Source organism: Peptostreptococcus equinus (assembly GCF_027125355.1).
Taxonomy (GTDB): domain Bacteria; phylum Bacillota; class Clostridia; order Peptostreptococcales; family Peptostreptococcaceae; genus Peptostreptococcus; species Peptostreptococcus equinus.
On record NZ_CP114052.1, the window covers coordinates 1,367,039 to 1,383,027 of the forward strand.

Annotated in this window: 12 protein-coding genes, 1 tRNA gene and 1 other RNA gene; 3 read left to right on the top strand and 11 right to left on the bottom strand. The window is 28.6% G+C overall.

The features are described 5' to 3' along the window. Positions 1-167: 167 nt before the first annotated feature. From O0R46_RS06805 to polA, 5 genes are all read right to left on the bottom strand, one after another. Entirely contained in the window at positions 168-2,363 is a 2,196-nt protein-coding gene (locus O0R46_RS06805) for a heavy metal translocating P-type ATPase (protein WP_269310986.1), read from the bottom strand. An 11-nt stretch (positions 2,364-2,374) separates the two neighbouring features. Then, the gene (locus O0R46_RS06810; protein ID WP_269310987.1) at positions 2,375-2,755 is read right to left on the bottom strand and encodes an ArsR/SmtB family transcription factor; all 381 of its coding nucleotides are present in this window, start codon (positions 2,753-2,755) and stop codon (positions 2,375-2,377) included. A 174-nt stretch (positions 2,756-2,929) separates the two neighbouring features. Beyond that, complete coding sequence (locus tag O0R46_RS06815; protein ID WP_269310988.1) at positions 2,930-4,966, bottom strand: C40 family peptidase; 2,037 nt, start codon at positions 4,964-4,966, stop codon at positions 2,930-2,932. Between the two features lie 320 nt (positions 4,967-5,286). Beyond that, positions 5,287-5,895: a dephospho-CoA kinase gene (coaE, locus tag O0R46_RS06820; RefSeq protein ID WP_269310989.1), complete on the bottom strand. Its 609-nt coding sequence runs from the start codon at positions 5,893-5,895 to the stop codon at positions 5,287-5,289. A 14-nt stretch (positions 5,896-5,909) separates the two neighbouring features. Then, positions 5,910-8,579, bottom strand: coding sequence for a DNA polymerase I (polA, locus tag O0R46_RS06825; protein WP_269310990.1), 2,670 nt, complete (start codon positions 8,577-8,579; stop codon positions 5,910-5,912). 202 nt (positions 8,580-8,781) lie between these two features. Between polA and O0R46_RS06830 the strand changes: the two genes are divergently transcribed. Then, a tRNA-Leu gene (locus O0R46_RS06830) sits at positions 8,782-8,865 on the top strand. 633 nt (positions 8,866-9,498) lie between these two features. After that, on the top strand, positions 9,499-10,422 hold the full coding sequence (locus tag O0R46_RS06835) for a selenium metabolism-associated LysR family transcriptional regulator (RefSeq protein ID WP_269310991.1): 924 nt from the start codon (positions 9,499-9,501) through the stop codon (positions 10,420-10,422). 51 nt (positions 10,423-10,473) lie between these two features. Here the strand turns inward: O0R46_RS06835 and O0R46_RS06840 are convergent, their stop codons facing one another. The 4 genes from O0R46_RS06840 to O0R46_RS06855 all read right to left on the bottom strand — a co-directional run bounded on the left by O0R46_RS06840 (position 10,474) and on the right by O0R46_RS06855 (position 13,491). Then, positions 10,474-10,716, bottom strand: coding sequence for a DUF896 domain-containing protein (locus O0R46_RS06840; RefSeq protein ID WP_269310992.1), 243 nt, complete (start codon positions 10,714-10,716; stop codon positions 10,474-10,476). Positions 10,717-10,760: 44 nt separating this feature from the next. After that, positions 10,761-12,164: a MocR-like pyridoxine biosynthesis transcription factor PdxR gene (gene pdxR / locus O0R46_RS06845; RefSeq protein ID WP_269310993.1), complete on the bottom strand. Its 1,404-nt coding sequence runs from the start codon at positions 12,162-12,164 to the stop codon at positions 10,761-10,763. A 45-nt stretch (positions 12,165-12,209) separates the two neighbouring features. Then, positions 12,210-12,390: non-coding RNA, 6S RNA (gene ssrS, locus O0R46_RS06850), on the bottom strand. A 69-nt stretch (positions 12,391-12,459) separates the two neighbouring features. Continuing rightward, a complete protein-coding gene (locus tag O0R46_RS06855) occupies positions 12,460-13,491 on the bottom strand; it encodes a LacI family DNA-binding transcriptional regulator (RefSeq protein WP_269310994.1) in 1,032 nt (343 codons plus the stop codon). Positions 13,492-13,763: 272 nt separating this feature from the next. Between O0R46_RS06855 and acpP the strand changes: the two genes are divergently transcribed. Beyond that, positions 13,764-13,991, top strand: a complete 228-nt coding sequence (gene acpP, locus O0R46_RS06860; RefSeq protein ID WP_269310995.1) for an acyl carrier protein — start codon at positions 13,764-13,766, stop codon at positions 13,989-13,991. Between the two features lie 45 nt (positions 13,992-14,036). Here acpP and O0R46_RS06865 read toward each other — a convergent pair whose 3' ends face one another. Together O0R46_RS06865 and O0R46_RS06870 are read right to left on the bottom strand one after the other, a co-directional pair. Continuing rightward, positions 14,037-15,047, bottom strand: a complete 1,011-nt coding sequence (locus O0R46_RS06865; protein ID WP_269310996.1) for a nucleoid-associated protein — start codon at positions 15,045-15,047, stop codon at positions 14,037-14,039. Further along, a complete protein-coding gene (locus O0R46_RS06870) occupies positions 15,034-15,972 on the bottom strand; it encodes an RluA family pseudouridine synthase (protein ID WP_331275571.1) in 939 nt (312 codons plus the stop codon). The genes O0R46_RS06865 and O0R46_RS06870 overlap by 14 nt, the downstream gene beginning before the upstream one ends. Positions 15,973-15,989: the final 17 nt, after the last annotated feature.

The window sequence follows — 15,989 nt, forward strand, 5'->3', positions numbered from 1 at the left end:
TATCTAAAATATATTATTTACTTACATTATAAAATTTGTAGGTATTTTTGTATATAAAAAGAGGCAAATTATACACTATTCTGCCTCTTTTTATTAATTTATTTACTTTTTATATTTATTACATATATTTAAATATCTTGCTTAAATTTTATATTGTTATGTCTTTTTTATTTAAATCTAAATATCCTCAATGAATTAAGTACAGCAAGTAATGCCACACCTACATCTGCAAATATTGCCATCCACATATTAGCAAGTCCAAACATACTCAATATCATTATCAAAACTTTAATACCAATAGCCATAACTATATTTTGTATTACTATTTTATTTGTATATTTAGATATATCAATAGCCCTGGCTAGAGTATTTAAATCATCCTTCATCAAAACTATATCAGAAGCCTCAATAGCTGCATCTGATCCTATTTGTCCCATTGAAATACCTAAATCAGCTCTTGCTATTACTGGAGCATCATTTATACCATCTCCCACGAATGCCAATCCTCTTTCTTTCTCAACTCTTTTAGACATTATCTCTTCTACTTTTTCTACTTTTTGGTCAGGTAACAATTGTGCATATACTTTATCTATAGATAGTTCTTCAGCTAAAGCTCGTGCGTTTTCTTTAGAATCTCCAGTTAATATTATAAATTCTTCTACACCTCTTTTTCTTAACGAATTTATAGCTGACTCAGTTCCAATTTTCAAATCGTCATATATTTCTATGCATCCCATGTAATAATTATCACAAGCTAGATAAACCTTTGAAGAATTAGATTTTATTTTTTCATAGTTAATATCATACTTTTCCATCAATCTACTATTACCTGCCAATATTTCATGACCATCATATTTAGCTATTATGCCCATAGCGGGAATTTCTTCATATGATTCTAGTAAATTGATATTAAAATCATCTTTGTTTATCGCTTTTACATATGCTATTACAGACTTTGCAATCGGATGTGTTGAGTTCATCTCTGCTATATATGCATATTTCAATAATTGATATTCATCTACACCTTTAGCAAGTTTTATATCTCTTACTTTAAAGATTCCTTCTGTAAGTGTACCAGTCTTATCAAAAACTATAGTTTTTAGACTTCTAAGTACATCTATATAATTTGAACCTTTAACCAATACTCCATTCTTTGATAGCAAACCTATACCAGAAAAATATGATAAAGGTATTGATAATACCAATGCACAAGGGCATGATACTACCAAAAATATCAATCCTCTATATAACCACTTTGTAAAATCTTGTCCTAATATAAATGTAGGTAAAATCACAATCAAGATAGCTAACACAACCACAATTGGTGTATAGTATCTTGCAAAGATACTGATGAAATTTTCTTTTTTTGCTTTTTTGACTGAAGCATTTTCGACCATATCTAAAATTCTTGCAACAGTAGAGTCCGAAAATATCTTATCCACTTTCATATGTACTAACGAGTCTTTATTAATTGTACCTGCTAATACTGAATCACCTTCTCCTAATTTAACTAATTTAGATTCTCCAGTAATTGCAGAATTATCAAATGAACTGCTTCCCTTTATAATAGTTGAATCAAGTGCTACCTTTTCTCCTGGCTTGACAACTATTTCCTGGCCTACTTCTACATCTTCTGGATTCTTTTGTACAATCTTATCACCAATTAACACATTTGCAAATTTCGCCTTTATATCCATAAGAGAACTTATATTTTTTCTAGATTTATCTACAGCTTTATCTTCTAATAATTCGCCAATTCCATAAAATATCATAACTCCTACTGCTTCTGGATATTCACCAATGGCTATAGCACCTAAAGTCGCAATGGTCATAAGAAAATTTTCGTCCATTACTTTTCCATTAAAAAGATTTTTAAAAGCACTAATTAGCACTTCCCTGCCTGCAATTAAATAAGTTACTATCATGCCTATATTAAATATTGTTTCTGATAAGCCGCCTTTTTTTGCTAAAAATAATAATACATAAAGAAAAACCGCTGACATTAATATCTTCTTATCAGATACTTCAAAGTCGCTGTTATTTTTGTTTTCATGGCAATCTTCTTTACCTGTAGATAAATTACTTAATTCATTTTTTTGATTTCTATTTCTTATTTTAAGATTAAGATCACTAGAATTTAAAAGTTCTATAACTAGACCTGGTTCCGTATCATCTACAATTTTTACAACCTTATTCAAACTTTCTTGTATATCATATTCCTCTTTAATTTTAAAAGTAAGCTTACTACTTATAAAATTTAAATTTGATTCGTTAACTTCATCAAGACGTTTCACTTTTTCATCTATCAGACCTGCACAATTAGCACAAGTTAGTCCACCTAATTTTAAATCTATTTTATTCATACTTTCACCGCCTAATAATATAATTCTTTTATATGAGCTAAACCGCAATCAAATATTATTTTTACATGTTCGTCATCAATTGAATAATATACTGTTTTACCTTCTTTTCTAAATTTCACTAGTCTGGTTGACTTAAGTACCCTTAACTGATGAGAAATAGCTGATTGAGTCATATTAAGATACTCTGCAATATCACATACACACATCTCTGATTCTAATAGTGCATATAATATTTGTATCCTTGTCTTGTCACCAAGTACCTTAAATAATTCAGATAGATCCATAACCATATCTTCGCTCGGTTTATTTTCCTCAACTCTACTTAATTTGTCTTCGTGAATTTCATATTCTTGACATACTTCTATATCTTTGGATATTATTTTTTTGTTCATAAACCCTCCTATATACAAACATATGAATAATTATTCATATGTTTATGATACACGACTATAGTAAAAATGTAAACAGATTTTCAAATAATTATAAGAACTTTATTTAAAATAAGCATAAAAAATAGCTGTAAGAATATATATTCTTACAGCTATTTTAATTATCTTTTTTATATATTAGAAAAATGTTCTAACGGCATCTATTCTTGCCCAACCATCACTTATTTTTCCTATCTTTACATTCTGTCCTGGCTGTGGTGCATGAACAAATCTTCCACCACCAATGTATATAGCTACATGTCCTGGCATATGTAAAATATCTCCTACCTTAGCATTAGCTAAAGAAGATGCACGTCCTGATACACCTTGCTGAGCTGAAGTTCTAGGTAGCTTTATACCTACCTTGTTATATACATACTGAACCAAACCTGAACAATCAAATCCCTTAGGACTAGATCCACCCCATACATATGGAGTACCTATAAATGACTGAGCTAAATTTGCTATAGCCTGTCCACTTCTTGTCACCGGTCCATCTTTTACAGTTAATTTTGCAGTTCCTGTATTACCATTATTTCTATTGGCAATTGGAGTCGCCATACCTGAGTTTCCTCTATTTGTTACATTATTAGTAGTAGCACTAACTGCAACTGTCTTACCTGTCATAGATAAGAAACTTGGTCCAACATATCCAATCTGACCACTATTTAATAATACCTTATACCATCCATTTTCCATACCTAATACGTTAACTATTGAATTACCAGTTAATGTACCTAATACAGATCCTGATCTACTTGCACTTGATCTTACGTTAACAGAACTATTTACTCTAGCCTGATTAACATTTATAGTAACTTTATTATTTTTTGCTGGTGTTGTAACCTTGTTAGCAACTGGTTTAGCATTTGTAGTTGGTCTAACACTTGCATTATTATTAGCAGCATTTGAATGACTAACTACACTTGTATTGTGCTTAACATTTGATAGATTCGCACTTATATATTTACCAGATGCCCATCCTCTAGTACCATCCTTTAACATAATTTCTAACCACCCACTTGAATGTTGAGATACTACGTTAAATACATCACCTTTGAAAACAACTCCTGATAGTTTTTCCAATACTGATGGTCCTTTTCTTATGTTTAATGCATATGCATTTTTTAATTGTCCTTTATTAGAAGTTGTTGGAGCAGCCTTTTGTACTTTAGCATTCACTGAATTCACAACATTAGCCTTATCATTAGAAGATAAAACAGTAATATACTTATCAGATGACCAGCCTTTTGTTCCATTCTGTAGTAGTACTTCATACCATCCAGTTGCATGTCTAGATAATATTTTAAATACATCTTTTTGTGATAGAACATCTTCTATTGAGAAAGATGTACTTGGTCCACTTCTTACATTTAAGTAGTAAGCATTATTTATTTTACCTTCAACTGTCTGAGCAGTTTCTTTTGCTTGCTTAGTTAATTTAGCCTTTGAAACTACAACTATATCATCAGAAGGCTTAGTTTCTGCTACTGGTGCTTCTTCCTTAGCTGGAGCCTTTGTTTCTTCAACCTTAGTTTCTGCTACTGGTGCTTCTTCCTTAGCTGGAGCCTTTGTTTCTTCAACCTTAGTTTCTGCTACTGGTGCTTCTTCCTTAGTTGGAGCTTTTGTTTCTTCAACCTTAGTTTCTGCTACTGGTGCTTCTTCCTTAGCTGGAGCTTTTGTTTCTTCAACCTTAGTTTCTGCTACTGGTGCTTCTTCCTTAGCTGGAGCCTTTGTTTCTTCAACCTTAGTTTCTGCTACTGGTGCTTCTTCCTTAGCTGGAGCCTTTGTTTCTTCAACCTTAGTTTCTACAGCAGTATTTTCTGCTACTGGAGTCTGTTCTTTCTCAGTAGCTTTATTTTCAGTATTAATTTTTGTATTATCTTGTGTTTCAACTAAAACACCAATCTCATTTTTAACTATCTTTTGATTTGCCAAAGTATCGTTGCTTGTATTAGTTTGGTTATTAGTTACACTTACCTGTCCATCTTTTACAGTCAGTTTACTATCTGCATTCAATTCTGAGACCTTATTTGAAGTCGCATTTGACTGTTCATTAAGGTTTGCATCAGCTAGCATTTTGTTAGCATCTTGTTGTTCTAACGCACTTACGTTTGTAACTGATATGGCTGCAGCAGCAGCTCCCAACCCTAATACTGTTATTGCTTTTTTCATCTAATTCTCACCCCTCAAAAATACTTGTCACTCTGTGACATCATCAAGACATAATATGTTGCTATATCCCGTATAAATTCTATCGTTACTTTATGTAATTATATATACAATTTTGTAACAAATTTCTTCCGTTTTTTTTGCTACATCCATATAATACAACATAATGTTACGACTTGTAAAGACTTTTTTTGAAAAAAACTAGTTTCCAAAGAAAAAAAGTTACAATTATTATATTTTTTGTAACTTTTTCCAAATTATCATATTATTTTTCTGTTTCTTTTTTGTAACTTTTATGTTTTTTAAAATTTCTAATCACTTTTTTATTTAAAATTATTATTCCATGTTTGCATTTGTTGCATGAGATTATTTACCTGTTTTTCCAAGTCCTCTAAGTTTCCAGAGTTATCAATTACATAGTCAGCCCTACTTACTTTTTCAGATTGATCCATTTGACTATTTATTCTACTTAATGCTTGTGGTACCGTAATACCTTCTCTATCCATTAGTCTGATTAATTGTTCATCTTCTGGACAAAAAACTACAACTATTTTATCCATATTCTTATCAAAATTTGATTCAAATAATAAGGCTGCATCAATTATTACAATTATATCTTCCCCATACATTTTCTTATATAAATTTATACGCATATTTATTACGGAATTTATCTTATCATGTACTATTCTATTTAATTTTAATAATTTATCATTATCGCCGAATACTATATCAGACAATTTTTTTCTATCAATTTGATTCTCTATAATTGCCTGAGGAAAGTAAATTCTCATCCTTTCCATTACATCATCATATTCATATATTTCTCTGGATATTACATCTGCATCAATTATATAATAATCATTTAATTGAAGTATATTTGATATACTAGATTTGCCACATGCTATGTTTCCAGTTAATCCAACTTTTAACACTAGTTTACACCACCTTATTTAGTTTCGAACCATGAATCACCCACATTTAAATCTACATCTAAATTAACTTTTAAATTAACTGCATTTTCCATTTCTTCTTTTAATAATACCTTTACCCTGTCTATTTCGTCCTCGTACGTCTCAATAATTAATTCATCATGTACTTGCAATATTAGATTTGATTTTAGTTCTTCTTCTTTTAATCTATTAAATACATTTACCATAGCAATTTTTATTATGTCTGCTGCACTTCCTTGAATTGGGGCATTCATAGCTGCCCTCTTACCACGATTTTTGTCAATGAAGTTCTTTGATAATATCTCTGGTATATATCTTCTTCTTTTAAATATAGTTGTAGCATATCCACTTATTTGTGCATCTTCCACAATCTTATCCATAAATACTTTTATTTTAGGAAATCTTGCAAAATAATTTTCTATATATTCTTTTGATTTTTTAAGAGAAATATTTAAATCTTTTGCTAGACCAAAATCACTCTTTCCATATATTAGTCCAAAATTTACAGCCTTTGCCGCACTTCTTAGCTCAGGAGTAACTTTATCAAATTCTACATTAAACACTTGAGAAGCTGTTTTTCTATGAATATCCTCTCCACTTTCAAATGCCTCAATCATATCTTCATCTCCACTCATATGAGCAAGTACTCTTAACTCAACTTGTGAGTAGTCTGCATCTACTAGCTTCATTCCCCTATCTGCAACAAATACTTTTCTAATCTGTCTTCCTAATTCTGTTTTAACTGGTATATTTTGCATATTAGGATCCGTTGATGAAATTCTACCAGTGGTTGCTATTGTTTGTTGGAATGATGAATGTATTCTTCCATCATTTTTATTTATCAATTGTTTTATACCATCAATATATGTAGATTTTAATTTTACTACACTTCTATATTCAGTTATTAAAGCTATTATTTCATGCTTTTCTCTTAACTTTTCTAGTACTTCTGCATTTGTAGAATATCCTGTCTTAGTTTTTTTAATTACAGGTAGCTCTAATTTTTCAAACAATATTACACCCAGTTGTTTTGGAGAATTTATATTAAACTCTTCACCTGCTAATTTATGTATTTTTTCTGCTGTAGACTTTATCGATTCATCAAATTCCTTACCTAGCCTATCAACAATTTCTTCATCTACACATATTCCAACATATTCCATATCTGCTAGGACTTCTACTAGTGGCATTTCCACATCATAATATAGCATTTCCATATCATCATCTTTTATTTTTTTCTTCATTATATCAATGCATCCAAAAACTGTTTTTATAATACCATTTGCATAATCATCTAAATCCTCATCCTTAACATCAGTAAATGCAATAGATTTAGCCCCTTTTCCTAGCAATTCTTCTTTAGTTTTTATCTTTTTATATAGATATTTATTAGATATAGAATCTATATCATAAGATGTAGATGTTTTAGAATCAATTATATATTCAGCTATTGAGACATCAAAAGCCATATTTTTAATTTTGATTCCATATGGTCTAAAAGCTACGTAATCTTCTTTCATTTCATATCCAATTTTTTCTATTTCTTCATCTTCAAGTATATTTTTTAAATCTTCTATTAAATCTTCTTCTATGACATATATATTTTCTGAATTTATCGCTAAATATACTTTAAAAATATTTTTATTTAATATATTGTCTTTTCTTGTAAAAACTTTTATAGCAAATTTTTTATAATTTTTTGCGCTAGAAACAAAAGTTTCTAGCTCACTCTTTGAATTTATTTTTTTAATATCTATTATTTGATCGTCCTTATTTGTTGAACTAAAACTTGTTATTCTAGATATAAGACTTGTAAATTTTAAATCTTGAAGATTTTTTATTAATACCTGCTCATCAAAATCTCCAAATTTCATATCATCTAATTTATATGTAATTGGAACAGATCTAATAATAGTAGCTAACTCCTTACTCATAATAGCCGCTTCTTTATTTTCTTCAACCTTTTTCTTTTGAGCTCCTTTTAGCTTATCTGAGTTTTCTAACACGCCTTCTAATGTCTTATATTCAGTTAACAATTTTATTCCAGTCTTCTCTCCAATACCAGGTATTCCAGGTATATTATCAGATTTATCACCCATTAATCCCTTTAAATCTATAAATTGTGTAGGTGTTAAATTATATCTTTCAATTACACTCTGAGTATTATATTCTTCTACCTCTCCAATACCTTTTTTTGTAATAAGTACTGTAGTGACATCTGATGCAAGCTGTATAGCATCTCTATCCCCTGTTACTATAAATACTTTATATCCTTGTTTCTCACCCTCTAATGAAACAGTTCCTAATATATCATCTGCCTCATAACCTTGTATTTCTTGTCTATAAATACCAAATGAATCCAACAATTTCTTTAACGGTTTTAATTGCATAGCAAGCTCACTGACCATAGATTTTCTACCAGCTTTGTAATCAGTATATGATTCATGTCTAAAGGTAGGTGCCTTCATGTCAAAAGCTACTGATATATGACTAGGATTATAGTTTTCTATCATCTTAAATAACATTGTCATGAATCCATAAATTGCATTTGTATGAAGTCCTTCTCCATTATCCATTGGTGGAAGAGCAAAAAATGCTCTATTTATTATAGAATTCCCATCAATTAACAATAATCGTTTTTCATTATTATCTATCTTATTTGTCATTTGTATCACTCTCTTTCAAAATTTACTTATTCATATAATATTGTAACATATATTTACCCTATTTCACACATTGGAAAGCAAGTCTATTCATTAAATAAACTTCCTAAAGTACATTTATATATATATTTAATTATCTTAAAATTTTTCTTGTTTTTATTGTAAAGCTATGTTACAATATTTAATGTATTGAAAGGATATACATGCCGGATTGCTGGAATTGGCAGACGGGGCGGACTCAAAATCCGTTGGTAGCAATACCGTGTGGGTTCAAGTCCCACATCCGGCACTTAGCTTTAGATAATTCTAAGGCTTTTTTTATTGTAAAAACATACTACTACGACTTAATACAATAAATAAATTCAGCTATAAAAACAATTAAAGCAGCCCTTACATTTTCTATCTTAGATTTGTAGGAGCTGCTTTAATTGTTTTAAAAATCATCGCATAAACAGCAAAAAACCTATAGACGCTCTAGCGCCTATAGGAAAAAATAGCCTGATAGCGAATTCGAGGATGTGAGGGAGTTTCGCTATCAGTAATAGGGTAATTATATTTATAAAAACAACAAAGTCATTTTTATATAAGTAAATAATATCATCATAATTAGAATTAAATACAAAATATATATGAATTTTATGTGATAATATTATTACTTAATAATCACATGAACATTATAACAAAATTTCTAATATTATACAATTATTTTTATATTTTTTATTTTTAAAAATAATTTATATAATTACGAAAATTAATTCTGCTATAAATGCTATAACATTAATTATAAATCATTAAAATTTTACATTTAAATACTTATATTTAAAATTATTTATAGCTATTTTCTATTATTATCATTTTATTTTCCTATATAAATGTAGTATAATATAAATGCTATAATAATTTATTATTGGGGGGCCATAATATGGACATTAAACAACTTGAGGTATTTGTAGCAGTTGCAAAACATAAAAGTTTTTCAAAAGCTGCGAGAGAATTATTTCTTACACAACCTACTGTGAGTTCACATATACAAAATTTAGAAATGGAACTACACACAGTGCTATTAAATAGAAGTAATAAAACAATTACTATAACTGATTCCGGAAAATTATTATATAATCATGCTATAGTAATTTTAAATGATTGTAAAAAGGCTTTGTATGATATAAAAGAATATTCAGGAAAAATAGAAGGTTCTATACATATGGTTTGTAGTTCAATACCAGAGGCATTTATACTTCCTGATTTTTTGAACAAGTTTTGTTATAAATATCCAAATATTAACTTTACTGTAAATCATTGTGACTCAAATTTAGTAATACCAGAAATACTAAGTGAAAGAGCTACTTTTGGAATTGTTGGTTCTAAAACAAAACATAGCCATGTTGATTATTACGACTTGATAGATGATGAGTTGGTATTGATATGCCCTAAAGGAACAAATATTGAAAATACTGATGGATTTATAGATAAATCTAAATTAAAAGACTTAATATATATTATGAGAAAAGAGGGTTCAGGAACTAGAAATCTTATTCTAAAAACACTACAGTCTGTAGGCATAAATATTTATAGCTTAAACACTAGAGCTATTGTAGAGAGTAATGAAGCAATAATAGAAATGGTTAAATCTGGATTAGGTTGCTCTTTTGTTTCAAAAGTATCTGTACAAGATATGATAAATAGAAATGAAATAGACCATTATTATATAAAAGACTTAAAATTTGTGAGAAATTTCTACTTTCTATTTTCTAAGAAAAAAATTTTTACACCTACAGAAAATAAATTCTTAGAATTTTTTAAAGAATATTATGGAATAACCTTACTAGATGATGATTTAAAATAAACTTAAATTTAAAAACCTATCTATTTATAGATAGGTTTTTCTTATTAGTTATTAGTTATTATTTTTTATTTTTTCTGATTCCTTAGCTATTATTGCTTCTTGTTCTTCTGGACTTACAACTGTTATATTACTCAACTGTTGTCTAAATCCTGCTCTAAAATTATCTAAAAATTCTTGACGAAGTTGATGGCGTTCATCCGCTTCCTCATTTGTAAGACCTCTTTCTTTTGATATTTTAGCTAATTCATTTATTCTAGCAAGTTTATCTTTATCAAATTCATTTATCATATCCATAGTAATACCTCTCTTTCCAGTTAATTATTATACTATAAAACTACTTATTTATCCACACCCATATAAAATTTATCTGCACAATCAAATATTATATCAATTGCCAATCTTAATCTTTCTATATCTTCATGTGCAATGTTTATTCTAAAAAATTGGTCTTTGTTCTGTTTATCATAAAAAATAGAACCATCTCTTACAAATACATTATTATTTCTTAAAATATCTACAAACTCTTTTGAGGAATATCCTTCTTTAATCTTAAGTAAAAAGTTTATCCCTCCTAGATTCTCTTTTATTTCAAAATATCCCTTATTTTTATCATTCAAATATTTTTTAACCTGTCTATATTTATTGCTATATAGTTTATCTATACATTTTAGATGTTCTTTCCAATTAAATCTATCAAAATAATAAAATAGAGACTTTTGAATTAAAGTAGATGTTGATATATCATGTAAAGATTTTGATACTAATCTCATTTCATATATATCTTTAGGGATTGACATTAATCCTATTCTTATTCCGGGCATTAATATTTTAGAAAAACTCTTAATATATATTACTCTTGAATCTACATCCATACTTTTTAATGTAGATATCGAATCCATGTCGAATTTAAAATCACTAATAAAATCATCTTCTAATATATAAAAGTCGTATTCTCTTGCCAATTCTAAAAGCTTTTTCTTTTTATAATCACTGTAACTTATTCCAGTTGGATTTTGAAAATTTGTCATTATATACAAAAGCTTGGGTTTATTTTTTTTAATTTTTTGCTTTAGTACACCTATATCTATACCATCATCTAGCATAGGAACAGAAATAATATTTGCATTCCTATTATTTAGTATGTCTATAGCTCCAGAATAAGTTGGTGATTCTATTATTACATTATCCTTATAATTAATAAGTCCCTTTGCTATAACATCTATACCCTGTTGCGCGCCAGATACTATAACTAATTCATCATCATTATTATATGAAGAACTTATAGATAAATATTCCTTCATCTTTTCCTTTAGCTCTTCTATACCTAAATCTTCATCATAGGCAAAAATATTCTCTGTACTTTCATCTAAAGCCATATGGACTGCCTTAGCAAAGTTTTTTGAGGGAAAAATTTCAGAACTTGGATTACCTGTATCTAATCTATAAAAATCTTGATCTTTAAGGTCTATTTTTTTTGACTTCAACTGATTTGATCTAGCAAAATTACCCTTACCTTTAATACTGTAAATATATAATTCTGACTCCAGTAAATTATAAGCTTTAATAACTGTGTCTTTATTAACATTTAAGATATCTGATAGCTTTCTAATAGATGCCAATGCCTCATTTTCTTTTATAATGCCATTATTAATCATTTTTTTTATTTTATTATAAATTTGTATATATTTAATTTGATTCTCTTGAAATTCAAACTTATATTTTTCTAAATCGAAATTTTTCATATGTTCCCCTTTATATTAAGAAAGGTGTTGCCAAAGGGCAACACCAGAAATTCCAAAACACCGTTGACTAACTAAATTCACACCCGAGATTCACCCAGGTGGGTGACCTGCCTTATATTTTCTGAAATCCCCCTAGGGGCACGTCATACTTATATATGAACTAAGTCTCCCGTATTATATATGTAGGTTGAATTTATATATAGCCTTACGTATGTTCTAGCATACTTATATTATATACTAGTTTTACAAATTTTTAAAGTTATTTCATATATAATTAACATATGCATATGTAATTTTACTTTGTTTTTCTATCAATCACACTTTCTCTTTCAACTATTTTAAATGGTAGTGTAACTTTCTTATCCTCTATTTCTTCTCCTTTAACCATTTTAATTATCATCCTAATCGCAACGGCTCCTATATCAAATAATGGTTGATATACTGTAGTAAGTTTAGGTCTATAAATCTTTGCCAACTTTACATCATTAAATCCTGCTACTGATATATCTTCAGGAACCTTGTATCCTAAGTCAAAGCAAGCATTTATTACTCCAATAGCAACTTCGTCAGAGCTTGCAAAAATAGCATGTGGTATTTCCTTTGACTCACTTAAAAGTTCTTTAGTGCTTGCATAACCTGCCTCATAAGTTGTTCCGCTCATCGTTTTTACTATTGAAGAGTCAAATTTTATTTTATTCTCTTTAAGTGCTGATTTATACCCTTCTAATCTCTCATCCGCAAGTTCTGCATTTTCATTTCCTGTTAGCATTAGAGCTATTTTTTTATGGCCCTTATCTATTAGATACTTTGTCATTTCTTTTGCAGCTGGATAATTTTGTGTAGATACGTTATATATATCTATATCTCTTGAAGTTTTACTGATAAATACTGCTGGTATACCGCTATTTTCAAGAACATTTACAACTTCTTGATCTATATCCCAGCAAATCATTACTATACCTTCTACTTGTTTCGCTCTTAAAAGATTAATATTTTTAAGTTCTGCTTCTTTTTCTGAATATGTATTGGCTAATAATATATCATAGTCATACATCTTAGATATTTCTTCTATACCATTTAATATTTCAGCCGAGAATGTATCTGTAACTTCAGGTACTATTACTCCTATTAACTGGCTTTTCTTAGTAACTAGGCTTCTTGCCAATGGGTTTGGTACATAGCCAGTCTCTTTTATTATATCTAAAACACGTTGCTTAACTTCATTAGTAACAGGTTTCGAGTCATTGATTACTCTGGAAACTGTTGAAATAGAAACCCCTGCTTCTCTCGCAACATCTTTGATTGTAATTGGTTTTTTAGTTACCATATTTTTCCCCTTCCTACTTTATAATCTTACAGTCTATTTTTACATTTCATTTTAGTTAAAAACATTTTCCCGAACAATATTTTATAATTGATTACTTGTTAATAAACCTAATAAAAATAGCTTATCAATTTTATTATATACTAACATTTCAAATAAATATAGTGATTTTTTAATTTTTTATTGAAAAATACTCTATTATATATTAATATACTCTTATATATAATAAGATAATATATATTAAACTATGTGCTAAGATTTCAGGAGGAAAAATAATGTTTGAAAAAATAAAAGAAATAATCGTTGAACAACTTTCATTAGATGATGATTCAATGATTGATATGGACACAGATATACAAGAGGATCTTGATGCAGACTCACTTGATGCCGTTGAAATTATTATGGCTATTGAAGAAGAATTTGACCTTAAAGTTGATGACGAAGAAATTGATGATATTAGAACTATTGGTGATATTATTAACTACATTGAAAACAACAAATAAATAATTTAAGACTGGCCATTGGCCAGTCTTAAATTATTATATATACTATTTTTCTTCATAAAATTCTATATTTTTGATTGTAATATTTACACTTCCATCCTCATTTTGTTTAATTGAATACTTCGATGGATCTTCAAAATCTTCTAATAATCCTTTTATATCAAATCCCGTATTAGTCTTTATTGCTCTTCTTTTTAACTTCTTTTCAACCCAAGTTTTATCTACTACAAATTCACCATTTAAATCTTTCTCCTCCATTAATTCTTTAAAACTTTCTTTTTTATGGTCATCCAATTTTGATTCTTCAATGAACTTATCAATATCTATATCATTTTCTTCTTTCAATGTATAATTCAAAAAACTTCTTAGTCCTTCTGCTGATTTTATATCATCAGCAAATGCATTGGTAATCCAATTATCTGTAGTATTTCTAAATGACTTTGTCATATACTTTTCATCTTTTACTTTTTTGGCATTTAAAAATTCACTTACAAAACTTGAATCTGAACCTTCTTTTTCTGCCACTTTATCCAATACCTGCAAGTGCCACTCATCATTTACACCACTCACACCTATAATACCAGCATGTATGATTTTTTGAGAATCCTGTATTCCAATATCATTGGTAACCATCTTTACCATAACCATATTATTTTCTTCATCATAGCCTATTTCATGTGTATAAAGTTTTTTATAATCAAGTTTTATTATCGCTACACACTTTTGATCCTTGTGAGTAAACAATACTATAGCTAAATCACAAGAATCTAATTCCGCATTTATTTTAATTGAATCGAACATCAAACTAGCTATTCCTTGTGAACTTGTAATAAATAATGATTCATCATAAATTATATTATCGCATAATTTTCTTACTTCATTTTCTTCATAATTTTCAAAACTAGCTTTTCTCAAATCATCATCTCTTAAAATTCTTCTAATTACTTTCTGATAAAAAGCATCTGTTTCTGGTGATATAGAGTTTTCTACTCCATTTAAAACTGCTATATCAGAATTTTTATCTAACACATGTAATATAAACTTATTTATTATCATCTACTTCCTCCAGTATTTCTATTAATCTTTTCATATCATTGGGTAAATCGGATTTAATATTTATCCTTTTTCCTGTCCTCGGTTGATTAAATTCTAACTGACAAGCATGAAGTGCCTGCCTATTAATCATATTTTCATCTACATATCCATATAGCTCATCGCCGATTATACCATGACCTATATGAGATAGATGAACTCTTATTTGATGAGTTCTACCAGTCTCTAATTTAATTGATAAAACACTAGCATCATCAAATCTTTTTATAACTTTGTAATGTGTAATAGATTTTTGTCCTCTTGAATCAACAATCCTCTTTATAGTGTCCTCGTTCTCCCTATAAATTGGTTCATCTATTGTTCCAAAGTCTTCTTTAACCCTTCCTTTTACTATTGCAATATATCTCTTATCTATTAAATCTTTCTCCATATCACTAGATAATCTGTGATGGGCATATGCATTTTTACCAATCATTACTAGTCCAGATGTATTCATATCTAATCTATTTATAAATCTTATTTTGCATTCTTGTCTTTTTTGATTTAATACAAAAGATGCAGCATTTGCAAGCGTATCTAAATTATGACTCTTAGTGGGATGAACTACCATAAATGGAGGTTTGTCCATTACCATAATATCAAAATCATCATACAATACTTCAACACCTAAATCTTGGCTCATAAAATCTGATTGTCTCTCATCTAAAATTATTTCTACTATATCATTTTCTTCCACAATGTGACTAGGTCTTACTTTTTCTGAATTTACATATAGATTTTCTTGTCTCTTTATCTTTGAAATAGCCCTAATAGAGAATCCTAAATCATCAACTAATAAGTCCTTTAATTTAATTTTTTTATCTGCATGAATTACAAATTTGTCCCATCTTTGTTCTTCTTTTTTAAACACACTTATTTCCTCTTCCATAATTTATTAAGCTAAAG